Here is a 23,917-nt window from a genome sequence, read left to right as displayed (position 1 = left end):
TCAGGGCTTCACGAGCAGACCGTCCAGCAGCACGTCGGTCATGCGGGTGCTCTGAACTCCCGCGGCCCCGGGGGGATCGTGCGCGAGTCGGCTCAGCGCATGGATGAGATCGTCAGCACTCACATCGGGGCGTATGCTGCCCGCTTCGGCACCGGCATCGAGGATGTCCTGCACCTTCGGGGCCAGCGTCCCGACGAAGTACCCGGGCAAAGGCTGATACGCGGGGTCTCCGGAATGCAACGCGCTCGCGAAACCACGCTTGGTCGCGACGAACCTCGCGAAACTCGCGGTCCACATCCGAAGCGCCTCCGGCGGTGGATACTCGCCGAGGAGACGTTCTGCCTCAGCAGCAGTCGCGTCGACCTCGCGTCGGAACACGGCGATGATCAGGTCGGAGCGCTGAGGGTAGTTGCGATAGATCGTTCCCACACCGACGCCCGCACGCGCAGCGATGTCGCGCATCGGTGCGTCGACACCGACCTCGGCGAACATCGCCTTCGCCGCCTCGAGCACGGTCTCCGTGTTGCGCACCGCATCCGCCCGCTTGCGCCTCGGGACAGCGGCCTCCTGTGCCGGTGCAGTCATGATGATGCCTCTCGCGTGACAACCGGAACATTGTTCCGTATAGTTGCGGACGAGCGTTCCGCTTACTCGAGTGTAACCGCTCGGCGCTCGCCACCATCGATCGTTTCAAGGAGAAATCATGCGCTACCGCCCACTCGGCCGCACCGGCATCCGCGTCTCGCCCTTCGCCCTCGGGGCGATGATGTTCAGTTCATTCGGCAACGGCGATCAGACCGAGGTCGACCGGATGGTCGCCCGTGCCCTCGACGCCGGCGTCAACTTCATCGACACGGCCGACGCCTACGGAGAATCCGAGGAGATGCTCGGCAAGGCGCTGAAGGGACGCAGAGACGATGTCGTGCTCGCGTCGAAGTTCGCCCGCCCGATCGGCGACGACCCCAACCACCAGGGCGGCTCGCGGCGCTGGATCACCACAGCCGTGGAGAACTCGCTCCGCCGACTGAACACAGATCATCTCGATCTCTACCAGATGCATCGCCCCGATCCGGAGACGGACATCGAAGAGACCCTGTCCGCCCTCACGGATCTGGTGCGAAGCGGCAAGGTGCGTGCGATCGGTTCGTCCGACATGCCCGCATCCGACATGGTCGAAGCCCAGTGGGTCGCCGAACGACGGGGGCTGGAACGCTTCCGCACCGAGCAGCCGCACTACTCGCTCCTGGATCGGTCGATCGAACGGGAGGTGCTCCCCGTCGCGCAGCGCTACGGCATGGGAACGGTGATCTGGAGCCCGCTGGCCAGCGGGATGCTGACCGGACGCGTCCGGCGCGGCCAGGATTCCGACCTGCGCCGCACCCGTCTGTTCGCTGCGCTTCGCGACGAACGCCGCATCGACGCCGTCGAGCAGTTCATCCCGCTCGCGGCGGACGCCGGACTCTCGCTGACGCACCTGGCGCTCGCCTTCGTGATCGCGCACCCCGGTGTGACGTCGGCACTCATCGGCCCGCGCACGATGGCGCAGCTCGACGATCTCCTCGCCGCTGCCGAGGTGCGACTCCCGGATGAGGTGCTCGATCGGATCGACGAGATCGTCGCCCCCGGTACCGGGGTGGGCCGGATGGATCAGGAGTACGACACCCCGGCGATCGTCTCCGCCGCCCTGCGTCGCAGGATCGAGCAGGACCGCTCCGCTTCGTAGCATCGGCGGATTCGTGCGGTAGACGAAGAAAACCCCCGGAGATCCGGGGGTTTTCTGGTGTTGTGTGACCCCAGCGGGATTCGAACCCGCGTTACCGCCGTGAGAGGGCAGCGTACTAGGCCGCTATACGATGGGGCCGTCTTGCCGGGCGTTTCCGCCCCGCGACAACCGTTCAAGTATGCCATGGGATTTGACCCTCCGCAAAATCGAGCCCGCCCGTGCGCAGATCCCGGGCGCGTCATCGTGCGATCGCCGTTTGCCGCAGGGTCGCGGAAGGAGTTGACTCTTCTCATGCGCGTCACGAAGTTCGAACATGCCACCCTCCGCGTCGATCTGAGCGGCGATACCCTGATCGTCGATCCGGGGTCGTTCACGAGCCCGCTCGCGGATCTTTCCGGGCTCGTCGCCGTCGTGATCACTCACGAGCATCCGGACCACTGGACACCCGACCACCTCGATCGCATCCTCAGAGACGCGCCGGGCACGCCGATCTTCGCCCCGGCCGGGGTCGCCGCGGCATCGGCGGATCACGAGATCACCGTGGTCGAACCAGGTGACGCCGTGAGCGCCGGTCATTTCGCACTGCGCTTCTTCGGCGGCGATCACGAGGTCATCCACGCGTCGCTGCCGCGCGTTCAGAACGTCGGTGTCCTCATCAACGAGGAGCTCTACTATCCGGGCGACTCCTACGCGGTTCCCGAAGGCGTGGAGGTCGGCACGCTGGCAGCGCCCCTCGGCGCCCCCTGGCTGAAGATCGGTGAGGCGATGGACTTCGTGCTCGCAGTGAGACCGCGCCGTGCGTTCGGTGTGCATGACATGACGCTGTCCGTCATCGGGCGCGACATGCACCGCTCGCGCCTCAAGTGGGCGACAGAGCAGCACCGCGGCGAGTTCTTCGAACTCGACCCGAGCGACGCGCTCGACCTGTGACCGTGAGCGTCTCACCGACCGCCGAGCGCACGCTCGACGAGCCCGAGGTCCGAATGCTGGTCAGACAGGGCGCACCGCACCTCGCAGATCTCGCACTGCAACTCGTGGACGAAGGCTGGGACAACGCGACCTGGCGGCTCGGGGACCATCTCGCAGTGCGCGTGCCTCGCCGCAGCCTCGCCGCGTCGCTGATCGAGCATGAGCAGCAATCGTTGCCCATCATCGGGCGAATGCTCGACGCCGTCGGTGTCCGGACGCCCGTTCCCGTCGTCGCTGGTGAGGCGACATCCGAGTTCCCTTGGCCCTGGTCCATCGTCCCCTGGATACCGGGCGCCCGTGCGCTCGAACGTCCCCGCTCGAAGAACGGAAGCTGGGCGCGCGAACTCGCCCGTGCTCTGGGCGCGCTCCACCGGCCGGCGCCGGCGAACGCACCCCGCAACGCTGTCCGCGGCATCCCGCTCATCGAGCGCGACGAACGGATGAGTGCGCTTCTCGCGCAGATCTCCGCGCCGACATCGGAGGCGCTCGCCCGAGCCTGGACAGCCGGAATCGCCGCGCCACCCAGCTCAGAGCGTGTATGGATCCACGGTGATCTCCACCCCGGCAACATCATCATCGAAGAAGATCACCTCGCCGCACTCATCGACTTCGGTGATGTGACCGCCGGAGACCCTGCCTACGACCTCGCGGCCGCCTGGATGGCATTCGACGCGGACGGCCGCGCGCTGTTCCGCCGGGAGACTGAGACGCGCTACGACGAGGCGACATGGACACGGGCGCGCGCGTGGGCCGCCTGCGTGGCCGCCATCCTGCTCACTCAGAGCGATGACCGTGAGGACTACCTCACGCTCGGCCAGGCGACGTCCGCGGAACTCCTGGCCGAGAAGATCATCCCAGCGCCCGCACCCTGATCGCCCTGGCGAGATGATCGCGCTGCTCGATCACGAGCCGGCGCAGCGCCGAAGGCGCACTGCCGTTCGCCGCGAGCCAGGCGTCGACGGCATCCGTCGTCTCGGTCCCGGGGAACAACCCGATCACCAGCCTCCTGGCGATCTCGATGCTGCGCGACTCCCAGACGCCGGCTATCCACGCGAAGTACTCGTCGTCGAATCGTGCGATGAGATCACGGCGGGCACCGGCCCGCACGCCGGCGATGATCGCATCGAGGTGGTCGTTGCTCAGGCTCTGATCGCTCCATGCCCGGTCCCATGCCGAGGCGCGGACGTCCGGCGTCGGCCTCGAGGCCAGTGCTCGCATCGCCGCCGTGCGTCCGTCAGCGGTGTCGTCGTTCGCGAGTTCTCGCGCGATCGTCTGCTCTGAGGCGTTCCCCGTCGTCGCCAGTGCCGTGATCAGCGACCAACGCAGCTCAGGATCGACCGGCAGCCCCGCGGGTCCGTCGCCGTCGAGGATCATGCGGACGCGGTCGGCATCGGTCGCGGTGAAGGCCGCAGCCGCGGCGAATGCGCGTGCCCACGCGAGCTGTGCATCGCTGCCCTGCTCTGCCTCATCCAGTGCCATCCGCGCAGCCGCGAGCCATGCCTCGCGCTCGGCATCGCGCGCCGACGCGGGCACGAAGTGCCCGATCGTGTAGGCGGCGTTGGCGAGCACACCCGACAGGAGCCCCATGTTCTCCTCTGCCGGCGCATGCCGACGCACGATCTCCAGGTACTCCGCAGCCGACATCTCGCCATCGCGCGTCGCATTCCACAGTGATGACCAGACCAGCGCGCGCGGCAGCGGCGCCAGAGTGGACAGGGCCGTCCTGACCGCGGCCGTCGACGAGTCGTCGAGGCGGGCCTTGACGTAGCTCAGGTCGGCGTCGTTCAGGAGGACGAGGTCGGCATCCGCGAACGAGACGGGGGTGCGCTCGGCCGAGATGTCGAGTTCCACCTGCTCACGCAGCTCGAGCCTGTCCTCCGTCAGGTCGTACAGCCCGACGCGCAGCCGATGCGGCCGCGGATCGCTCTGCACCAGCATCCTCTCCCCCGCGCTGTCGGTCTCCAGCCAGAGCGTGGAGACCCCGCTCGTCTCCAGCCATGCCTTCGACCAGGCACGCACGTCTCGCCCGGACACGTCCTCGAGCTGCACGAGGAGATCCTCCAGCGTCGTGTTCCCGTACGCGTGCGCGGCGAAGTAGCGCTGCGCCCCTTCGAAGAACTCCTCCTCGCCCACGAATGCCACGAGCTGCTTGAGCACGGCGGCGCCCTTCGCGTACGTGATGCCGTCGAAGTTGAGCTTCGCCGCTTCGAGGTCAGGGATGTCGGCGACGATCGGGTGCGTGGTCGGAAGCTGATCCTGCTGGTACGCCCACGCCTTGCGGTTGGCCGCGAACCGCTCCCACGCGTCGGTGAATCGGGTCGCCGCCGCAGACGCGTGCGAGCCCATGTAGTCGGCGAACGACTCCTTGAGCCACAGGTCGTCCCACCAGCGCATCGTGACGAGGTCGCCGAACCACATGTGCGCCATCTCATGCAGGATCGTGTTGGCGCGCGCGCCGCGCTGCGCGTCGGTCGCGGCACCGCGGGGGATGTACGCCTCGGTGAAGGTGACCAGACCAGGGTTCTCCATCGCACCGAGGTTGTACTCGGGAACGAAGATCTGGTCGTACTTGCCCCACGGATATGCGAACGCGAACGCGTCGGTGAAGAAGTCCAGCCCCTGACGGGTGACCTCGATGATCTCGTCCGCCTCCAGATGCGCCGCCAGCGAGGCGCGGCAGAGCACACCGAGCTCGACCTGCTGCTCGCCACGGGTCCACACGCCGTCGACACGGTGGTACGGGCCGGCAGCGATCGCCGTGATGTAGCTGGAGATCGGCAAGGTCGGCGCGAACTCGACCGTCTGCGCCCCGTCCGCGTCACGCGCACTCACGACGCTCTGGTTGGACAGCACGCGCCATCCGGTCGGCGCGTGCACAACGAACGTGTACGACGCCTTCATGTCCGGCTGTTCGAAGCACGCCATCACGCGGCGCGAATCGGCCGGCTCGTACTGCGTGTAGAGGTAGGTCTGGCCGTCGACGGGGTCGACGAACCGGTGCAGCCCCTCGCCGGATCGGCTGTAGAGCCCGACCGCCTCGATCACGACGGTGTTGGTCGGGGCGAGACCGTTCAGAGTGATGCGCGCCCCGTCGTACTCGATCGGGATCTCGACGCCGTTGAGTGTCACGTGAGCGACTGACTCGCCGATGAAGTCGATCCAGGTGGAGGACGCGGACGCGTCGAAGCGCGCAGTGGTGGTCGTGCGGAACCCGACCTGCTCCGCAACCGGAGCTTCTCGCACGTCGAGTTCGACCCGGAGATCGTGCACCGTGACCATCGCCGATCTCGACGCGGTCTCCTGCCTGGTGAGGTTCGCTGAAGTCATGCCGTCCATCGTTTCATGCGCGAACTCCACACCGGTCAACACGATGTCTCACGAATGGGCTAGGCTGAAGCGACACCTTCACGTTGACTTCCGGAATCTCCGGCTGTTCTTCGGCCCGACTGCAACCCGCACGGTGGCCACTCGATCATCGTCCTTCACCTACCTCACGCTCCCAGACGAGCGACGCAGCGATACCTCGCCGTCGCACTGAGAGCCCTCAAGCTGCCGAGCCGAACATCGTCGAGGCATTACGGGTCGAAGCTCGGCCCACGAACACAAAGGAAACACAGCATGGCCACTGGCACTGTCAAATGGTTCAACTCCGACAAGGGCTACGGCTTCATTGCTCCCGATGACGGATCCGCCGATGTCTTCGCGCACTTCAGCGCGATCCAGGGCAGCGGACACCGCAACCTCGAGGAAGCACAGAAGGTCGAGTTCGACACGGAGCAGGGCCCCAAGGGTCCCCAGGCGACGAACATCACCGCTCTCTGAACCAGAGCGCTCCAAGGCCCGATCCCCGCATCACGCGGGGGTCGGGCCTTCTGCTGTCACCAGTGACCCGGCCGTCGATTTGACGACCCGGGGGCTCGACACGTAGATTACAGCTCGGTAACGGTCTCGCCCGAAGGGACCACCCCTGCAGAGCAACCCGATCTGCGTCGGAAGGATCCCTCACGACTTCAGTGCGACCCGAGCGCGCACACGACTCCGCCTCGGAAGAACCAGACACCCCCCACGCTTCTCGCCCGCGACTGCGGCGCGACCTGCGTCAGCGAGCGACCCCCGCTGCCGCAGCACCTGAGCAGGAAGCCCCGCGGGAGCCCATCACACCGCTGCGCGCGACCACCCAGCGCGCGACCACGCCCCCGCCCTCTGCGCCGCGTGCGTCAGCGCCCCGGCCCGCACGTCGCCCTTGGGCGAAGACGAAGGCGATGGGGTCGGTGCTTGCCGTCGGCGCGTTGATCACGGGAATCGCCCTGCCCTCGCTCAGTCCGAACGCCGAGCCTGTCGCCGCCACCACTGCTGCGGGCACCGCAGCGGCGATCGCGGGCGACGCGCAGACGTACAGCTCCACGGACGAGATCCGCGCGGAGATCGCACCACGAGGCAACTTCTCCGCGACGACGCCGACCGAGATCGATGAGACCCGTTCGCGCGCCGTCGCCGCTGCGCTGGCCGCCGGGATGCCGTTGGGCAGCGCCGTCGAGATCCCCGTTGCAGATCATGTAGTGATGCCGATGGCCGCGGGGAGCTATTCCTTCACCGACGGATTCGGCGCATCACGCCCTGGACGATCGCACATGGGACAGGACTTCGCCGCGCCCGTCGGAGCACCGATCAATGCCGCGATGGATGGTTGCGTATCGCGTTCCACTGAGAGCTTCGAGGGCTACGGCGTGACGATCCAGATCGAGAGCGTCATCGACGGCGAGGCCGTCAGCACCGTCTACTCGCACATGAACTACGGCACGCGCGCGGTGCAGGTCGGCGACTGCGTCACTGCCGGCCAGTACATCGGCGACGTGGGCTCGACGGGCTACGTGTTCGGCTCCTGCCTGCACTTCGAGGTGCACATCTCGAACGTGCCGGTGGATCCGATGCCCTGGCTCACCGCACGCGTCGGCTGACACGCCCCGGCTCAGGGCACTCGTTCCCTGAGGATGCCGTCATGCAGTTCGAGCACGCGATCCGCTCGTTGGAGCATCGCTGAGTCATGCGTGGCGACGACGGCGGCGGTCCCGCTGTCGTGCACGAGGCGCGCGATGAGCTCCATGATCTGCGCGCCCGTCTCGCTGTCGAGTTGGGCGGTCGGTTCATCGGCCAGCAGGATCCCCGGCGCCATGACCAGCGCACGCGCGATGCCGACCCGCTGCTGCTGACCGCCGGAGAGCTCCCCCGGTCGTTGCGCGGCGTGCTCCTCGAGGCCGACGCTGCGCAGCGCCTCAGCGACCCTGCGGTCGCGCTGAACGGGATCGACCCGACGGATGCGCAACGGGACCTCGACGTTCTCGGCCGCGGAGAGCACGGGGATGAGACCTGCGGTCTGGAAGATCGAGGCGATGCGGGAGCCGAGCAGCGCCGAGGAGTCGACCGCCGGATCGGCCAGATCCACGCCGTCGACGAGCACCCGCCCCGCCGATGGGCGATCCAGTCCGCCGAGCATCGTGAGCAGTGTCGTCTTTCCTGCGCCTGAGCGACCCGCGACGACCACGAGCTCTCCCGCCTCGACCGTCAGATCCGCGTCCTGCACGGCTCTGACCTCACCGGCAGGACTGGTGAACACGCGGGAGAGCGATTCGGCTCGCAGCACGACGGTCATGATCGGTCCTCTCCTTCATCCTCTTCGCTGTCGTCGCGATCTCCGGTATCGGCGTCCAGGTCGCCGACCTCACCGCCGGAACGGACAGTGCGCTCCTGCCCGGATGCGACTCGCACGTGATCGGGCTCGAGCGTGAGCCGGACGCGGTCGCGCAGATCGAGCGCCGACACGAAGTCGGCCGGCAGCTGCATGCGCCCCGCGCGATCGAGCACGGCGTACTCGTGCGCGGTCCTCACCGCCCGCCCGGCATCGTCCATCCCGGTACGACGCAGGGTCTCGGTCGAGGTGCGACCGTCGCGGATGCGCACCGTGCGCTCGACATGCTCCGTCACGCCCGCGTCGTGCGTGACGATGAGAGTCGTGACACCGCGCTCGCGATTCACCGTCTCCATGGCCGCGAGCACCTCGGCACTGGTCGATTCGTCGAGCTCACCCGTCGGCTCATCGGCGAGGAGCACCCGGGGCCTGTTCGCGAGGGCGACGGCGATCGCGACACGCTGCCTCTGACCGCCGGACATGTCGGCCGGTCGCCTGTCAGCGACTTCGGCCGCTCCCAGCATCTCCAGCAGTTCGTCGCCCGTCGAGGCGCGCTCGGCGCGCCGGACCAGTCCGGCGACCTCGTGCACCATCGCGATGTTCTCCCGTGCTGTCAGGTATGGGAGCAGGTTGCGCGCGGACTGCTGCCACACGAACCCGACGCTGCGGCGACGGTACTCCAGACGCTCGGCACCCTTCATCGTCGTGAGGTCGTGCCCGGCCACGCTCGCCGACCCCGCAGTCGGTCGATCGAGGCCGGCGAGGATGCCGAGCAGAGTGCTCTTGCCCGAGCCGGATGCGCCGACCAGAGCCACCATCTCCCCCGTCGACATGCGCAGATCCAGGCCTTGCAGTGCCTGCACCTCCACACCCTGTGCGGTGAAGATCCGCACGAGCCCCTCGCAGACGATCACACCGTCGAGCGCGTCATCGCTCATCGCCACTCCCCTTTCCATCACAACGTCCTGTCGTCGCCTGCTGCAGTAGCCGCTGCCAACCGTGATCCCAGCTTCGTCGCGGCGGCGACCGCTACGGCCGTGACGATGACGAAGCCGCCGACCACCACGAACTGCCATGCACCGCCCAGCGCGACCGGCGGCTGAACGACACCGCCGATGAACTCGCGCAGGTCCAGTCGCGGAATCACGAGCCATGCCATGGCCATACCCGTTCCCACACCGAACGGCACCGCGAGCAGCAGCGCCGGTGCGACCTCCCATACGACCAGGCGCCCAGCGGCGCCGCGCGGCTGACCGAGCGCCCGGAGGATCGCCAGCATGTGTGCGCGAGACGGAGCTCCGAGCACGAGCGCTGCCGTGACGCCGACGGCGAGGAGCACGGCGACGATGGCGCTCGCCGACCACAGTGCGATGCGGACGAGGCCGAGGGCCGGGTCCTCCTCGCGGACGGTCGAGATGCGCCGGGGTGTCTCGAACGCGGCGTCTCCGCCGAGCGTCGCCACGGCCGCCTCTCCCACGTCCTCCGGATCGGCGCCGGGGTCGAGGGCGAGGAAGAGCTGCGAGAAGCCGGTGCTCTGCGCGCCGATGGCCGCGGCGTTGGCCGAGTCGACGATCACCCACAGCTCTGCGGCGCCGAAAGGCACCTGCGACGGAGCGATCCCGACGACGCGCACCTGCTTCCCTCCGACCTCGAGCACCTGCTCTTCGCCGTCGCCCAATTCCAGACGGTCCCGCAGGCCCTCAGACACCACCACCGGTACAGCCCCCTCCGTCGGCTCGGCGAGAGCGGCGGGCAGGACGATCGCCGTCGTCGGATCGTGCTGGACGGAGAGAAGCTCGTCACGGTCGACCGTGTAGACCTGCGCCCGCACCTTCTGCGTGACGGAGGACGCGTCCTCCGTCGTGCTGCCGCGAAGCGCTGCCGACGACGCGACGCCGTCGAGAGCTGAGACTCGATCCGCTCCGTCCTGAGTGATGTACGCGGCATCGATGCGCACGTCGGCCCCCACGCTGATCGCCGACGAGCGTGCGATGCCGTCCGAGACCGTGACGCCGAATGCGACGGAGAACGTGGCCACTCCCAGACCGATCACGACCGCGAGCACCGGCGCCGTGCGCATGATCGGATCCCGACGCGCGCGTGCAGGCCCCAGAAGCCCCACGAGCGCGGTGCTGCGCCTACCGCGCCGCTCGGCCGTCCGCAGCAGCGACGGCAGAAGGCGCAGCGTGAGAATGCTCCCCGATGCGCCGAGGAGCACCGGGAGCGCGAGAAGGAGCGGATCGACGCCTCCAGCCGCCCGGACCGCAAGCAGGGACGCGAGCACGGCCGTCACCACGACGATCGCGATGTGCAGCACCGCCCTGCCGACTCTGTCGCGACTCGTCTCGCCGAAGTCCTGACGCCCGCGATGCTCGGCATCGGTCAGCGTGCCCCACGGCACCACGGCCGCGGGCACGAGTACAAGGGCGCACGGCACGAGGAGCACCCACGTCGCCGCCCATCCCGGCCACGCGCCGGCGGCGCCCGCGCCGATCGCGGCCCCGATCACACCCAGCGCGGCTCCCTCGCCGCCCAGCAGCGCGATCAGGCGAGACGTGGACGCACCTCGCGCGCGCAGCATCCGGGCGGCGACGACGCGACGGACGGCGATCAAGCGGCTCACGAAGGCGAGCACCACCAGCGCGACCGCGATCGGGCCCACGGCCGAGACCGTCACGACTGCGGCCATCGCGTCGCCACGGGCCACCCCTGCGCCGATCGCCTGCGGAAGCGACGAGCTGAACGCGAGCCCGTTGTTGTAGAAGGTCTCGTCGTACATCGGGATCTCAGCGGGGTCCGCCGCCAGTTGACGCAGCTGTGCGGCAGTGGTCTCGGCGTCGCCGGCTTCGATCGCGTCGGTATCGAACGGCATCCATGCCGTGACCTTCATGTCGCGGACGCGGTCCACCATCGCAGCGGCCTGGTCCACGTGCATGAACCCGGCGGCGACGAGGACGCGATCCCCACCCCCTTCGACCTCGACGAGCGGGCGCGCTGACCCGCTGATGAACGCCCAGTCGCCCTGATCCCGCTCACCGGGGGCGACGATGCCCGTGAGCATCAACGTCGTATCCTCCCAACGGCGTTCGGTCCCAGGGCGCCAACCCAGCTGGTCGGCGACCGTCTCGGTGAGCACGATCTCGATGCCGTCCGCGGGATCCGTGAGCTCAGGGAGGCGTCCCTCGACGAGGTCGGCGCGCGCCGTGAGCCCAGGATCGGAGACGAGCCCGACTCTGTTGTTCGGCACCGGGGAGTCACGGTCGGGGTCGTCATCGCGCGTGGGCTGCGCGTCGGCCGTCACGGTCATCCGGGGCGCGCCCAGCAGCGCGCGCAATGGCTCGGGCTGATCCTGGCGCTTCTGCGCGAGCACCTCGAGCGCGCTCCCCCACACGCCGGATCCCCCGTCCGAAACGGGATCGATCGCCGGCAGTCCCGGCGTGGTCGCAGAGAGCCATCGGCTGAGGTCCGGCAGCGACATGACACTGCGCTGGATGGTCGCGGTGCGCCCGTCCGCGAGGAAAGCGGGAGCTGCGACGCCGATGTACGACAGCGCGGCGATCACGATCACGAGGAACGACGACAGAGCCGGCGTGGTCAAGGCTCCGCGCATCAGCACGGGGATGCGGCCGCTCATGTCCCTGCTCCCAGAACGACGGGCAGAACAGCTGCCGCCACGGCGATGCCCAGCACGGTGCCGATGAGCACGGCGTAGAACGCCACACCGAGGGTCTCCCCGATCCGCAGAGCGCGCTGACGTGCCGGCCGCAGCCCGAGCGCACGCAGTACGAGAGACTCCCCGCGGCGCGCACGGGCCGTGGCCGACATCGCGGCGAGGAATCCGATCACCCCCAGGACGGCGGAGACGAGCGCACCCGCCGCCAGCAATGCCGGGGCGATGGAGACGACGGGCGCGGCGCTCACCTGCGCTGCGGTGAGGATCCGTGCCGGATGCGTCGCCTGCGTCAGCATGTGCGCCGCGGTGTCGACCGGTGTGCTGCTGCGCAGCCAGAGTTCGTTGGGACGCAGGTCGGCGCCCGCGGCGTGCAGCTCCTCAGGATCGGCCGCGATGCCGAATCCGCTTCCCACACCAGGCAGGGCGTCGACGATGCGACCGATCTCGATCGAGACAGGACGGGCGACCGAGCGGATCCGTGCCGTGAAGACGGTGCCCTCCTCGGCTCCGAGATGATCTGCCAGGCTTCGTGTGACCGCGGCGGCGATCGTGCCCGGCGCTTCCGATGCGAGCCCGTCTTCGATCCCCAGTGCGGCAGGCGGGCCGGCGAGGAGCACTGCGGTGTCGGACCCGACGGTGACGGGCATGCGGACGAGTTCTGTCGCCTTCGTCACCTCGTCCCACGTCGCAGCAGCGGCGGCGACCTCGTGCACGCCGTCGTCCGAGATCATGCGGATGTCTCCGCCGAGGAGCGCGACCTGCGCGCGGTGCTCAGCGGCGCCCGCGGCGGTAGGAGCGGCCGCGGCCAGGGCCGACGACGCGGCGGCGAGGGCGAGGCACAGGATCGCCACCGCGATGCTGCCCATGCGACGAGCGATCTGACGGAGCGGAAGGATCGGCACAGCTCCGCGTGTGCGGCGCAGCAGCCGCTCCGCCAGTCCGGCGAGCAGTCCCGCTGTCACGGGAGCCACGGTGCACGCGGCGATGATCAACAGTGCCGGAGCGGCCGCGGCGAGCGGATCCGGTGACCCATCGGGACGGATCACTGCGCCGTTCGTGAACAGCTGCCAGGCGGACAGCGCGGCCAGACACACGATCGAGCCCACGGGGACGAGCCCTGTGCGCAGCATGCGCACGTTCGCATCCCCGCGCACCGATTCCGGCCGCACGGTGTCGGCACCACCCGCGCTGCGCACGGTGAACAGCGCCGCAGCGGCAGCCGCGAGCACCACCGCGCCGACAGCCGTGAGCAGCGCGACCACGCTGATCCCCACAGTCACCGCGAGCGGCACGAGCGCGATGAGCGCCCCCGCGGCCACGAATGCGGCAGCCTCGGTCGCGGCGCTGAGAGCCAGCCGCAGCGAAGACGCCCCGCGGGCGCGCAGGAGGCGCAGCTCCTCGCCGCGCGCGAGTGCGAGGGTCGAGAGGGCGAGGCTCAGCACCAGGACGCCGAGCAGCGCGATGATGAGCAGCGGCGCGACGAGCAGACCGCGCGTGGCGAGGACTGCTGTCGATGCCCGCTGCAGTGTGTCGCCGAGGCTTCCCAGGATGCGCGTGTTCTGCGCGCGCTGGGGATCCACTTCTTCGGGCAATCCACTCAGAGCCGCGCTCGCGCGCTGGAGCTTCGGGATCTCGTCGAGTCCGACCCGATCCGGCTCGATCTCCCACGTGATCCGCGCCGTGCCGGGAAGTCGGAGTAGGGCGTCGTCGGCGACGATCGCCGGACCGATCACGCCGTCGGTCTCACCGGATGCCACGGCCGTCTCGCCGTGCCAGGCGGGGTCCTGGGGGTCGTCGGCGGTCCACAGGCCCACGACCGTGAGTCTCTCGCCGTCTCTGTTCAGGGTGACGGTGTCGCCCACGCCGAGGTCGTAGCGCTCCGCCGCGGCGCTCAGCATCGCGATCTCATCGGGCGCACGGGGCCACTCCCCTTCCGCGATGCGGCCGAGATCGGGAACGCGCGCGTCTTCGAGCAGGCGCAGGTCGAGCACGTCTCCGGACGCCGTCGTCACCGCGGCGTCGACCTCGGCCTGACGGGCGATGGAGATGTCGGTGTCGAGGAACGTCGCCTGGATCGCTGCGCGGACCTCGGCGTCCTGCGCAGCGCCGTCTGCGGCCTGGAGCGCCACGACGCGAAGAGTACGGGCCGCCGGCTCCGCGTCCGCGAGGATTCGGGACGATCCGGCGGCGAGCAGCCGCTCGGACACCGCGTCGATCGCGCCGATGCCGCCGACGACGAGAGCCGCGACGAGCGCGAGCAGCGACAGTCGACCGATGTGTTCGCCGGCCCGCCTCACTGCAAACGTCATCGGTCCTCATCCACTGCACGCACTGCAGAACATCCTGGCCCGATCTGCGAACAGGCGCAATGCCGACGACGCAGAGCGGCTCAGCCTTTGCGCAGCACCTTGAGAACGCACTGCTCCTCGACCGTGAGGTACTTGCGGGGCCGCATCCGGCTCATCGCCCGGCGGACCGCGGGGATCGTCACGCCGTCCTCGAACGCGGCGAAGACGCGCGGGTCGATGTACGAGTCCTTCGTCACCGCAGGAGTGTTGCCGAGGCGGTCGGCCACCCGCGCCACGACGTCACGGACCACCGCGGCGTCTTCACCCGCGTCGCCCCGTTCGCGCTCGACCGCGAGCAAGGCGGAGGTCGCGAGCAGCGTGCCGCCCCACGTGCGGAAGTCCTTCGCCGAGAAGTCGCGGCCCATGTGCCTCTTGACGTACGCGTTCACTCTCCGGCTGTCGATGTCGTGGATGATTCCGTCCTCATCGAGGAAGCGGAAGATCTCGTGCCCTGGCATCTCGTTGAGCCGGCGGATCACGTTGACGAGTTGCGGATCGCGGACCGTCTTGACGTGCCGCTTCCCGCTCTTGCCGATGAAGTCGAAGGTCACGGCGTTCGAGGAGACGTCGGTGTGCTTGCGCCGGAGCGTCGTGATCCCGTAGTGCTCGTACTTCCGGGCGTACTCGGGATTGCCGACGCGGAAGAACTCCTGGTCGATCAGTTTGACGATGCAGGCGATGACCTTGTCCTCGCCGAGTCTGCGCCTGCGCAGGTCGTGATCCAGCTGCTTGCGCAGACGTGGCAGTCGTTCGGCGAACTCCAGCACGCGCGCGTACTTCTTCTTCTCCTGCCGCCGACGGTACGCGGGGCTGTAGAGGGCTTGGCGGCGACCTGCCGCATCGACTCCGCGTGCCAGCACCTTGGAGGACGAGGAGCGCGAGATCTCCACATCCGTCCAGGCCGGCGGGATCGCCAGGGAATCCAGTCTCGCGATCTCGCGCTCGCGCGTGATCCGACGCCCGGCGTCGCGGTACACGACGCGATCGCCGTCGGTCTCACGGGTGATGGGCAGTCGTGACATGAGATCCTCCCCGTCGGATGCTGCGACGCCTGGCCTTAACCAAGAAAACCCCCGCCTGAGCGGGGGTTCTTCTGTGGCTGGGGTACCTGGACTCGAACCAAGAATGGCGGTACCAGAAACCGCTGTGTTGCCAATTACACCATACCCCAAGGGCGAAACCTGAGCCTCGCACCGAGGTACTACTCTACCCGATCCGAACGTCGCCGCCAAAACGCCCCCGGCTCAGCGGACCTCCGGGCGCGTCGTGCGACTCAGGGCACGACACGCCGGTCGCGCCTAGGAGCGGAGAAGCGCGATCAATGCACCCAGGCGCTGCAGCGTGACGTCCTTGCCGATCAGCTCCATCGACTCGAACAGCGGCGGCGAGATGCGGCGTCCGGTGATCGCGACGCGCGGCGGCCCGTAGGCCACCCGGGGCTTGAGCTCGAGGTTCTCGACCAGCGCGGTCGCGAGAGCCTCCTGGATCTTCTCCGGCGTGAACTCCGTCACCGGCTCGAGCGCCGTGACGCACGCCTCGAGCACGTCCACCGCGTTGGCGGGCAGGCCCTTGAGCGCGTCCGCGTCGTACGAGATCTCGTCGGTGAAGAGGAAGCCGAGCATGCCGGGCACCTCTCCGAGAAGCTGCACGCGCTCGTGCACCAGCGGTGCTGCTCGGAACGCGAGGACCAGCTGCTCGTGCGTCGGCTCTTCGAAGAGCCCTGCAGCGGCGAGGTACGGGATCGTGCGCTCGGCGAAGTCCTTGACCTCCAGCATCCGGATGTGGTCGCCGTTGATCGACTCGGCCTTCTTCTGGTCGAAGCGCGCGGGGTTCGGGTTGACGTTCTCGATGTCGAACGCGGCGATGAACTCGTCCAGCGAGAAGATGTCGCGGTCGGGCCCGATCGACCAGCCGAGCAGCGCGAGGTAGTTGAGCAGTCCCTCATGGATGAAGCCGCGCTCGCGATGCAGGAAGAGGTCGGCCTGCGGGTCGCGCTTGGAGAGCTTCTTGTTGCCGGTCTCACCCAGCACCAGCGGCATGTGAGCGAAGCGCGGGACGAAGGTGGTGACGCCCGCCTCGATGAGCGCGGCGTACAGGGCCAGCTGACGCGCCGTCGACGGCATCAGGTCTTCACCGCGCAGCACGTGCGTGATGCCCATCAACGCGTCGTCGACGGGGTTCACGAACGTGTAGAGCGGGACGCCGTTCGGCCGCACCACCACGAAATCGGGGAACGACCCCGCGGGGAACGTCACCTCGCCGCGGATCAGATCGACATAGGTCAGGTCCTCCTCCGGCACCCGCAGGCGTAGGGCGGGCAGCCGGCCCTCCTCGCGGAAGGCGGCCTTCTGCTCGTAGGTGAGGTCGCGGTCGAAGTTGTCGTAGCCGAGCTGCTTCGCGCGCCCGTTCGCCTCGTTGCGGGCGTCGATCTCCTCGGCGTTCGAGAAGCTCTCGTACAGTGCGCCGGAGGCGAGCAGCTTGTCGATCACGCCGCGGTAGATGTCGTGACGCTGCGACTGGCGGTACGGCTCGTGGGGTCCGCCGACCTGCACGCCCTCATCCCAGTCGATCTTCAGCCAGGTCAGCGCGTCGACGAGCTGCTGGAAGCTCTCCTCGCTGTCGCGAGCGGCATCGGTGTCCTCGATGCGGAAGACGAGCTTGCCGCCGTTGTGTCGCGCGTACGCCCAGTTGTACAGAGCGGTGCGCACCATCCCCACGTGCGGAAGGCCGGTCGGCGAAGGGCAGAAGCGGACGCGGACGTCGGCGCCTGAAGCGGTCGTGGTGAGAGGATGCGGGGTAGCCATAGCCTCTCAATCCTACGCGTGCGGATGCCGGCTCAACCCACGCCGCCGACAGCGACGGCCGCAGTGTGCTCGAGCGCGACCCGCGAGCCGTTCGAATGCTCCGCGCACAGCTGGTCGAACGCCCGCGCGAACCGCGTTCGTTCGGCCGCATCGAGCGAGAGGTACAACGCGCCGGCGGAGGCGACACCGCCCACCGCCGAGCGCCAGAGCGCTTCGGTCTCCACGTGCCAGGTCCAGTTGTGCTCGCTCACCTCGACCCCACGCCACCCGCCGTCCGCGAGCATCCGTCCGAATCCTTCCGAGGTCCGCTCGAAGTCCTTGTCCGGCGCGAGTCGTCCGCCGGCGGGTGCCACGAGACCGGCGCGGTCGCTGACGCTCTGCCAGAACCACGACGGCGAGACGATCCAGATCGTGGCGACCAGCACGGCATCCGGCGCCGCGATCCGCCGGAGCTCGCGCGCCGCAGCACGCGGATCCGGCACGTGGTTGAGCACGAAGTTCGCCGTCACGGCATCGTGCACGGCGTCATCGAACGGCAGGCCGGGCAGCGCACCGTCGACCATCGGCACGCGTGGATGATCCCGTGCGGCGACGGCCCGCATCGACGACTCCGGTTCGCAGCCCGTGACCGACCAGCCGGCATCCATCAGTCGTGCCGCGAGCGTTCCGGTGCCGGCTCCGACATCCACCAGCCGACGGCCTCTCGCCGGTCCGAGCCCGCGCACGATCTCGTCGTGAGTCCCCTCGCACAGCGCGGCGTAGGAGGCGGCGTAGGCCTCGCCGACGCCCGCCCATGACTTCACGCCCTGGCCCGCCCCAGTGGCGCGAGCACGACGATCGCGAGGACGAGCACGGATGCCGCGATCCCCAGTCCCGAGTACTGGAAGTTCGAGAGCACCACGCCGGCAAGCACCGCACCGGCGGCGGCCGACAGGCTCATGAGCGAATCGCTGCGCCCCTGACGCCGGGTGCGCAGTTCCGGCGCACTCGCCTCGGTGAGCAGCGCCGCTCCGGCGACGGTGGCGGCGCTCCAGCCGAGGCCGAGCAGGATGAGCGCGACCATCACGCCCCACGCCTGATCGTTCACGAGGACGGCGAACGCGAGCGCTCCGGCGAGCATCGCCTGTCCGAGCAGTACGACACGCAGCCGCCCCCACCTGTCGGCGAGGATGCCGAAGACCGGTGACAGCCCGTACATGCCGGCGACGTGCATGGCGATCGTGAAGCCGACCAGCAGTGAGATGTCCGCGCTCGACGCATGACCTGCGTGCATGCCGTGCGCCATATGGGACAGATGGATCGGTGTCATCGCCATCACCGAGGCCATCACGACATGCGACCCGGCGATCGCGAAGATCGCATAGCGGGCGACCGTCGGGCGATCCGGCACGACGACGGGTGCTGAGAGGGATGCCGCGGCATCCTTCGCGAGCCGCTGCGCGGTCAGAAGCGGGTCTGGCCGCAGAGCGACGACATAGAGGACGAACGCCGCCGTCTGGGCGACCAGAGAGAAGAGGTAGGAGCCGGTCTGCGGCGGCATGCCGATGGCCTGGCCGACGATCTCTCCGGGGCCGAGCAGCAGCGGACCGGAGACCCCGCCGATCGTCGTGGCCCACACCACGACCGACAGGTCGCGTCCGCGGTGCGTCGGCGAGGCGAGGTCGGTCGCCGCGAAGCGGGACTGCAGATTGCCCGCGTTGCCGGCGCCGATCATCAGGATGCCGACGAGCAGCAGCGGGAAGACCCGCATCGCGGCGGCCAGGATGACGACGCCGATGCCGACCAGTGCGAACAGGTTCCCGAGTGTCAGTGCCCGCCTGCGTCCGACACGACTCGCGAGTCGGGCCAGCGGGATGGCGCACAGTGCGGCGCCGAGCGTGACAGCGGCCGTCGCCAGGCCCGACAGCGCATCGTCGCCGGAAAGGTCGGCCGCGAGCAGCGCTCCGAGTGAGACCGTCGCGCCGAACGCGATGCCTCCGAGCACCTGTCCGAGCGACAGGACGAGGACTGTCCGCCGCTGGATCGCCGCCTGGTCGAGAGCCGGCAGCGTCGTCATGCCACGGGTATGGCGTCGCGCACAGAATTGCGAAGGATGCCGAGACCGGAGACCTCGACCTCGACCGTGTCGCCTGCCTCGAACGGGCCGACGCCGGCCGGCGTGCCCGTGAGGATGACGTCACCGGGCAGCAGGGTGAACACGGCGGACGCGTACTCGATGATCGCCGCAACCGAATGGATCATGTCGCTGAGCGGTGCGTGCTGGCGCACCTCGCCGTTGACCCGCGTCTCGATCGTGGCATCCGTCTGGACGAAGTCCGTCTCGATGACGGGCCCCAGCGGGCAGAAGGTGTCGAACCCCTTGCCGCGCGTCCACTGGCCGTCCTTCTTCTGCAGGTCGCGCGCAGTGACGTCGTTGGCGACGGTGTACCCGAAAACGTAGTCGAGTGCGTTCTCCGCCGTGACGTTCTTCGCGATCCGGCCGATGACCACCGCGAGCTCGCCCTCGTGCTCGGTGCGCTCCGAGATCGTCGGACGGACGATCGTGTCACCGGGGCCGATCACCGAGGTGTTCGGCTTGAGGAACAGGAGCGGTTCCTCCGGTGCCACTCCCCCCATCTCGGCGGCATGATCGTGATAGTTCTTGCCCACGCACACCACCTTCGACCGAGGGATCACGGGTGCGAGCAGCGCGGCATCCGCGAGCGGCACGCGCTCGCCCGTGGTCTCGTACCCCGCGAACATCGGGTCTCCGGCGAGGACGACGAGCTCCTGCTCGTCGACGATGCCGTAGCGGATGGCGTCATTGTGGCTGAACCGAGCGATCTTCACCGCTCCAGCCTAGCCCGGGTACCGGCGCCGGTACGGGTGGGACGAGGTCAGGCGTCGAGGCGGTGGAGCCAGCCGTGCTTGTCCGTCGCCCGACCGTACTGGATGTCGGTGAGCTCCTCGCGCAGCGAGAGGGCGAGCTCGCCGGTGGGCTGCACATCCTCGAAGTCGGCCGTGACCAGTGCACCGATGGGTGTGACGACGGCGGCCGTGCCGCATGCGAACACCTCGACGATGTCACCGGACGCGACACCGTCGCGCCACTCCTGCAGGGAGACCGGACGGCGCTCGACGGTGTGGCCGCGATCCTCGGCGAGCTGCAGCAGCGAGTTGCGTGTGATGCCCTCGAGGATGCTGTCGGACTCCGGCGTGACGACGCGTCCGTCCTTGAACACGAACACGACGTTCATCCCGCCGAGCTCTTCGACATTGCCGTCCTGGTCGAGGAACACGACCTGGTCGCAGCCCTTGTCGTAGGCTTCGGCCTGCGGCAGCAGGCTGGAGGCGTAGTTCCCGCCCGTCTTCGCCGCTCCCGTACCGCCCCTGCCGGCACGGGCATGCGTCTCGGAGAGCCAGATGCGCACCGGTTTGACGCCGCCCTTGAAGTAGGAGCCCGCGGGGCTCGCGATCACGTAGTACGCGACCTTCTGCGCCGGGCGCACACCGAGGAACGCCTCCTTCGCGAACATGAACGGGCGCAGGTAGAGGCTCTGGTCCTCTCCTGACGGCACCCAGGCCCCGTCGACCGCGATGAGTTCGCGCAGCGACTGGAGGAAGTAGTCGGCGGGGAGCTCTGGCAGAGCCATCCGGCGGGCGCTGCGCTGCAGACGCGCCGCATTCTGGTCGGGGCGGAAGGTGTGGATCGAACCGTCGGCGTGGCGATAGGCCTTGATGCCTTCGAAGATCTCCTGGCCGTAGTGCAGCACGGCAGCTGCGGGGTCGAGCGAGATCGGGCCGTACGGCTGCACACGCGGTCGGTGCCATCCCCCGCGCGCCGACCAGCAGATGTCGACCATGTGGTCGGTGAAGATCGTGCCGAAGCCCGGGTTGGCGAGGGCTTCATCGCGCTGCGCGGCGGAGCGTGCAGCGAGGTTCTTGGTCACGGAGAACTCGAGCGGGGCGAGTTCGGTCTCGGTCGTTGTCATGTCACATCCTGCGTTCGTTGCGGGCGGCGTGCGCGTGGTCTCAGACTACGCCTGGAGCCGTGCGATGATCGCGTCGCCCGTCTGGCTGGTGGTACGGGAACCGGCCCGTGCTGCGATGTCGGCTTCGATCGCACGTGTGAGGCGATCGGATTCCTGCGCGAGCCCGAGGTGATCGAGCAGCAGGGCGACGGACAGGATCGCCGCAGTGGGGTCGGCCTTCTGCTGGCCTGCGATGTCGGGCGCCGAACCATGAACGGGCTCGAACATCGAGGGGAACGTGCCGTCGGGGTTGATGTTGCCCGATGCGGCGAGGCCGATGCCACCGGTGACGGCGCCTGCCAGATCCGTGAGGATGTCGCCGAAGAGGTTGTCGGTGACGATCACGTCGAAGCGGGAGGGGTTCGTGACCAGGAAGATCGTTGCCGCGTCGACGTGGAGATAGTCTACGGCCACGTCAGGGTGCTCGGTCGCCACCTCGTCGACGATGCGCTTCCACATGCCACCCGAGTGCACGAGCACGTTGGTCTTGTGCACGAGGGTGAGCTTCTGCCGACGACGCCCCGCCAGCTCGAAGGCGTACCGCACCACGCGCTCGATGCCGTAGGCGGTGTTCACGCTGGTCTCGTTCGCGATCTCGTGCGGCGTGCCGACCCTGATCGCGCCGCCGTTGCCGACGTACGGCCCTTCCGTGCCCTCGCGCACGACGACGAAGTCGACGTCGCCGGGATCGGCGAGCGGCCCAGGAGCTCCGGCATAGAGCTTCGACGGGCGCAGGTTGACGTAGTGATCGAACGTGAAGCGCAGCTTCAGCAGCAGACCGCGTTCGATGTTCGCGTCCTTCAGCCGCGGGTCACCCGGCGTTCCGCCGACGGCGCCGAGGATGATGGCGTCATGAGCCCTGATCGCGGCGAGATCCTCGTCCGTGAGGGTGTCTCCGGTCTCGAGGTATCGCGCGGCACCGAGCGAGAAGTGCGTCTTCTCGAACGTGACGTCACTGCCGGCGGTGACGGCGTCGAGCGCCCTCTCCGCCTCGGCGACGACCTCGGGACCGATGCCGTCACCGGGGATGACGGCCAGCTTCACGACACGCGACATTGACACTCCTTGCACCGGGATCGCCCGTGGCGCGACTTCGCGCGGGGGCACGTATCCACCAGCGTACTGGTCAGCGTGCGGCCTTCGTGCGCAGTGTGACGGCGGCGATCGTGCCGGCCCCCACGACCAGGACCGCGCCGATCAGCGAGGTCACCAGCACCCCGGAGTCGAAGGCGGATGCCGCGGCCTCCCACAGCGCCGATCCCAGCGCATCCGGCAACTCCTCGGCCGCGGTGTACGCCCCGGCGAGGGTCTCACGCGCGGCCTCGGCGACGCCGGAAGGAACGCCTTCCGGAACCACGAGAGCCGAGCGGTAGAACGCCGTGATGATGCCGCCGAGCACCGCCGTGCCCAGCACCGCACCCAGTTCGTACGCGGTCTCGGACACCGCGCTCGCGGCGCCGGCCTTCGCCGCGGGTGCGCTCGAGAGGATCAGCTCGTTCGAGATCGTCTCGGCGGCGCCGATGCCTATCCCGAGCACGACGAAGGCGAGGATCAGCGGGAGCGCACCGTGCCCCGCCGTCGTGAATGCGACGAGCAGGTATCCGACGACAGAGAATGCGAGGGCCGAAGGGACCAGGATGTGCGGCGGAACGCGGCGTGACACAGGGACGACGCTCAGCCCTGCGACGATCACGGCGAGCATTCCCGGCACCAGGGCGATACCGGCCATCATCGGCGACATCCCCAGGATCAGCTGCAGGTGCTGCGGCACGAAGTACAGGAACCCGACGAGCGCCACCACACTGAGCAGGTTCACCAGGATCGCGCCGGAGAACGACCCCCGACGGAACAGCGCCATGTCGAGCATCGGCGTCTTGGCGCGCAGCTGACGGCGCACGAACAGCCAGCCCATCGCGACGCCCAGCAGCGCCCAGAGCACGGCGGCCACCGTGATGCCGTCGACGGCCACGGCCTTGATCGCGTAGACCACCGGGATCATCGTCCCCATGGACAACGCGATGCTGATCGGATCGATCCTGCCCGGGGCCGGGTCGCGGCTCTCCGGAACCAGCAGCGGCGCCCCGACCAGCAGCGGGATCAGCACCGGCACGGCGATGAGGAAGACCGAACCCCATGCGAAGTGCTCGAGCAGGAACCCGCCGACGATCGGGCCGAGCGCCGAACCGGCGGAGAAGGCCGACGCCCACACGGCGATCGCCATCCGCCGCTGGTCGCGGTTCTGGAAGATCGACCGCAGCAGCGACAGGGTCGAGGGCATCAGCATCGCGCCGAAGAACCCGAGCAGCGCACGCGCGGCGATCAGAAGCGCTGCCGTCGGCGCGAACGCCGCGAGCACGGAGACCGCGGCGAACCCGGTGGATCCGATCAGCAGCATCCGGCGACGGCCGAACCGGTCGCCCAGAGTGCCCATCGTGACGAGGAGTCCGGCGAGCACGAGTGGGTACGCGTCGATGATCCACAGCTGCTCGGCGCCGGACGGCGCCAGCGCGATCGCGATCTCGGGCAGCGCGAAGCTCAGCACCGTGTTGTCGACCGACACCAGCAGCACGGGCAGCATGAGCACGACGAGCGCCAGCCACGCCCGTGCCCCCGCACGTGGTGCATTGATCCCGCTCGTCTCGACCCCGATCTGGGCCATCTCATCCTCTTTCGATAGTAAACCGTCCAGATGGTATAGTAACAG

General features: G+C 68.8%; 19 protein-coding genes and 2 tRNA genes. 5 read left to right on the top strand and 16 right to left on the bottom strand.

The genetic code is table 11. From position 1 onward, the window contains the following. Positions 1-585 carry a TetR/AcrR family transcriptional regulator gene (locus tag ACNPNP_RS07470; protein WP_448965422.1) on the bottom strand — a complete coding sequence of 195 codons (585 nt, stop codon included), beginning with the start codon at positions 583-585 and terminating at the stop codon, positions 1-3. A gap of 118 nt (positions 586-703) precedes the next feature. On the opposite strand from ACNPNP_RS07470, the gene ACNPNP_RS07465 reads away from it, so the two are divergent. After that, entirely contained in the window at positions 704-1,723 is a 1,020-nt protein-coding gene (locus tag ACNPNP_RS07465; protein ID WP_448965421.1) for an aldo/keto reductase, read from the top strand. Positions 1,724-1,788: 65 nt separating this feature from the next. On the opposite strand, the gene ACNPNP_RS07460 is transcribed toward ACNPNP_RS07465, so the two are convergent. Then, a tRNA-Glu gene (locus ACNPNP_RS07460) sits at positions 1,789-1,861 on the bottom strand. Positions 1,862-2,014: 153 nt separating this feature from the next. Here ACNPNP_RS07460 and ACNPNP_RS07455 point away from each other — a divergent pair. Together ACNPNP_RS07455 and ACNPNP_RS07450 are read left to right on the top strand one after the other, a co-directional pair. After that, positions 2,015-2,653 carry an MBL fold metallo-hydrolase gene (locus tag ACNPNP_RS07455; RefSeq protein ID WP_448965420.1) on the top strand — a complete coding sequence of 213 codons (639 nt, stop codon included), beginning with the start codon at positions 2,015-2,017 and terminating at the stop codon, positions 2,651-2,653. A 2-nt stretch (positions 2,654-2,655) separates the two neighbouring features. Then, positions 2,656-3,564: an aminoglycoside phosphotransferase family protein gene (locus ACNPNP_RS07450; protein ID WP_448965419.1), complete on the top strand. Its 909-nt coding sequence runs from the start codon at positions 2,656-2,658 to the stop codon at positions 3,562-3,564. On the opposite strand, the gene pepN is transcribed toward ACNPNP_RS07450, so the two are convergent. After that, entirely contained in the window at positions 3,542-6,019 is a 2,478-nt protein-coding gene (gene pepN, locus ACNPNP_RS07445) for an aminopeptidase N (protein WP_448965418.1), read from the bottom strand. The two genes, ACNPNP_RS07450 and pepN, sit on opposite strands and share 23 nt — an antisense overlap. A gap of 291 nt (positions 6,020-6,310) precedes the next feature. Between pepN and ACNPNP_RS07440 the strand changes: the two genes are divergently transcribed. Both ACNPNP_RS07440 and ACNPNP_RS07435 read left to right on the top strand, forming a co-directional pair. Beyond that, positions 6,311-6,514, top strand: coding sequence for a cold-shock protein (locus ACNPNP_RS07440; RefSeq protein ID WP_033104556.1), 204 nt, complete (start codon positions 6,311-6,313; stop codon positions 6,512-6,514). Positions 6,515-6,954: 440 nt separating this feature from the next. After that, on the top strand, positions 6,955-7,650 hold the full coding sequence (locus tag ACNPNP_RS07435; protein ID WP_448965417.1) for a M23 family metallopeptidase: 696 nt from the start codon (positions 6,955-6,957) through the stop codon (positions 7,648-7,650). An 11-nt stretch (positions 7,651-7,661) separates the two neighbouring features. Here the strand turns inward: ACNPNP_RS07435 and ACNPNP_RS07430 are convergent, their stop codons facing one another. The 13 genes from ACNPNP_RS07430 to ACNPNP_RS07370 all read right to left on the bottom strand — a co-directional run bounded on the left by ACNPNP_RS07430 (position 7,662) and on the right by ACNPNP_RS07370 (position 23,872). Further along, entirely contained in the window at positions 7,662-8,342 is a 681-nt protein-coding gene (locus tag ACNPNP_RS07430; RefSeq protein ID WP_448965416.1) for an ABC transporter ATP-binding protein, read from the bottom strand. Beyond that, positions 8,339-9,316: an ABC transporter ATP-binding protein gene (locus ACNPNP_RS07425; protein WP_448965415.1), complete on the bottom strand. Its 978-nt coding sequence runs from the start codon at positions 9,314-9,316 to the stop codon at positions 8,339-8,341. The genes ACNPNP_RS07430 and ACNPNP_RS07425 overlap by 4 nt, the downstream gene beginning before the upstream one ends. A gap of 17 nt (positions 9,317-9,333) precedes the next feature. Further along, positions 9,334-12,012 carry an ABC transporter permease gene (locus tag ACNPNP_RS07420; protein ID WP_448965414.1) on the bottom strand — a complete coding sequence of 893 codons (2,679 nt, stop codon included), beginning with the start codon at positions 12,010-12,012 and terminating at the stop codon, positions 9,334-9,336. Beyond that, positions 12,009-14,360: an FtsX-like permease family protein gene (locus ACNPNP_RS07415; protein ID WP_448965413.1), complete on the bottom strand. Its 2,352-nt coding sequence runs from the start codon at positions 14,358-14,360 to the stop codon at positions 12,009-12,011. The genes ACNPNP_RS07420 and ACNPNP_RS07415 overlap by 4 nt, the downstream gene beginning before the upstream one ends. 80 nt (positions 14,361-14,440) lie before the next feature. Beyond that, complete coding sequence (locus tag ACNPNP_RS07410; protein WP_448965412.1) at positions 14,441-15,421, bottom strand: DNA topoisomerase IB; 981 nt, start codon at positions 15,419-15,421, stop codon at positions 14,441-14,443. 74 nt (positions 15,422-15,495) lie between these two features. Beyond that, positions 15,496-15,570: transfer RNA gene (locus ACNPNP_RS07405), tRNA-Gln, on the bottom strand. A gap of 127 nt (positions 15,571-15,697) precedes the next feature. After that, positions 15,698-17,203 (bottom strand): glutamate--tRNA ligase, encoded by a 1,506-nt coding sequence (gene gltX, locus ACNPNP_RS07400; protein ID WP_448965411.1) that lies wholly within the window; start codon positions 17,201-17,203, stop codon positions 15,698-15,700. A gap of 32 nt (positions 17,204-17,235) precedes the next feature. Beyond that, positions 17,236-18,006 carry a class I SAM-dependent methyltransferase gene (locus ACNPNP_RS07395; protein WP_448965410.1) on the bottom strand — a complete coding sequence of 257 codons (771 nt, stop codon included), beginning with the start codon at positions 18,004-18,006 and terminating at the stop codon, positions 17,236-17,238. After that, the gene (locus ACNPNP_RS07390; protein WP_448965409.1) at positions 18,003-19,259 is read right to left on the bottom strand and encodes an MFS transporter; all 1,257 of its coding nucleotides are present in this window, start codon (positions 19,257-19,259) and stop codon (positions 18,003-18,005) included. Before ACNPNP_RS07390 ends, ACNPNP_RS07395 begins: the two co-directional genes overlap by 4 nt. Next, complete coding sequence (locus tag ACNPNP_RS07385; protein ID WP_448965408.1) at positions 19,256-20,032, bottom strand: fumarylacetoacetate hydrolase family protein; 777 nt, start codon at positions 20,030-20,032, stop codon at positions 19,256-19,258. The genes ACNPNP_RS07390 and ACNPNP_RS07385 overlap by 4 nt, the downstream gene beginning before the upstream one ends. A gap of 47 nt (positions 20,033-20,079) precedes the next feature. Beyond that, on the bottom strand, positions 20,080-21,174 hold the full coding sequence (locus tag ACNPNP_RS07380) for a branched-chain amino acid aminotransferase (protein ID WP_448965407.1): 1,095 nt from the start codon (positions 21,172-21,174) through the stop codon (positions 20,080-20,082). A 45-nt stretch (positions 21,175-21,219) separates the two neighbouring features. Then, entirely contained in the window at positions 21,220-22,269 is a 1,050-nt protein-coding gene (locus tag ACNPNP_RS07375) for a 3-isopropylmalate dehydrogenase (RefSeq protein ID WP_448965406.1), read from the bottom strand. Positions 22,270-22,339: 70 nt separating this feature from the next. Beyond that, positions 22,340-23,872, bottom strand: coding sequence for an MFS transporter (locus ACNPNP_RS07370; protein WP_448965405.1), 1,533 nt, complete (start codon positions 23,870-23,872; stop codon positions 22,340-22,342). Positions 23,873-23,917 lie beyond the last annotated feature (45 nt).

The sequence above is a fragment of the Microbacterium xerophyticum genome, assembly GCF_053543555.1.
Note: the sequence above shows the minus strand (reverse complement) of the source record. Positions and strands in the feature narration are given on the sequence as shown.

Bases quoted from the DNA above. Each gene is read 5' to 3' on its own strand.
- ACNPNP_RS07470 (WP_448965422.1), bottom strand. From the start codon at position 585: ATGACTGCACCGGCACAGGAGGCCGCTGTCCCGAGGCGCAAGCGGGCG.
- ACNPNP_RS07465 (WP_448965421.1), top strand. From the start codon at position 704: ATGCGCTACCGCCCACTCGGCCGCACCGGCATCCGCGTCTCGCCCTTC.
- ACNPNP_RS07455 (WP_448965420.1), top strand. From the start codon at position 2,015: ATGCGCGTCACGAAGTTCGAACATGCCACCCTCCGCGTCGATCTGAGC.
- pepN (WP_448965418.1), bottom strand. From the start codon at position 6,019: ATGACTTCAGCGAACCTCACCAGGCAGGAGACCGCGTCGAGATCGGCG.
- ACNPNP_RS07440 (WP_033104556.1), top strand. From the start codon at position 6,311: ATGGCCACTGGCACTGTCAAATGGTTCAACTCCGACAAGGGCTACGGC.
- ACNPNP_RS07435 (WP_448965417.1), top strand. From the start codon at position 6,955: ATGGGGTCGGTGCTTGCCGTCGGCGCGTTGATCACGGGAATCGCCCTG.
- ACNPNP_RS07430 (WP_448965416.1), bottom strand. From the start codon at position 8,342: ATGACCGTCGTGCTGCGAGCCGAATCGCTCTCCCGCGTGTTCACCAGT.
- ACNPNP_RS07425 (WP_448965415.1), bottom strand. From the start codon at position 9,316: ATGAGCGATGACGCGCTCGACGGTGTGATCGTCTGCGAGGGGCTCGTG.
- ACNPNP_RS07420 (WP_448965414.1), bottom strand. From the start codon at position 12,012: ATGAGCGGCCGCATCCCCGTGCTGATGCGCGGAGCCTTGACCACGCCG.
- ACNPNP_RS07415 (WP_448965413.1), bottom strand. From the start codon at position 14,360: ATGACGTTTGCAGTGAGGCGGGCCGGCGAACACATCGGTCGACTGTCG.
- ACNPNP_RS07410 (WP_448965412.1), bottom strand. From the start codon at position 15,421: ATGTCACGACTGCCCATCACCCGTGAGACCGACGGCGATCGCGTCGTG.
- gltX (WP_448965411.1), bottom strand. From the start codon at position 17,203: ATGGCTACCCCGCATCCTCTCACCACGACCGCTTCAGGCGCCGACGTC.
- ACNPNP_RS07390 (WP_448965409.1), bottom strand. From the start codon at position 19,259: ATGACGACGCTGCCGGCTCTCGACCAGGCGGCGATCCAGCGGCGGACA.
- ACNPNP_RS07380 (WP_448965407.1), bottom strand. From the start codon at position 21,174: ATGACAACGACCGAGACCGAACTCGCCCCGCTCGAGTTCTCCGTGACC.
- ACNPNP_RS07375 (WP_448965406.1), bottom strand. From the start codon at position 22,269: ATGTCGCGTGTCGTGAAGCTGGCCGTCATCCCCGGTGACGGCATCGGT.
- ACNPNP_RS07370 (WP_448965405.1), bottom strand. From the start codon at position 23,872: ATGGCCCAGATCGGGGTCGAGACGAGCGGGATCAATGCACCACGTGCG.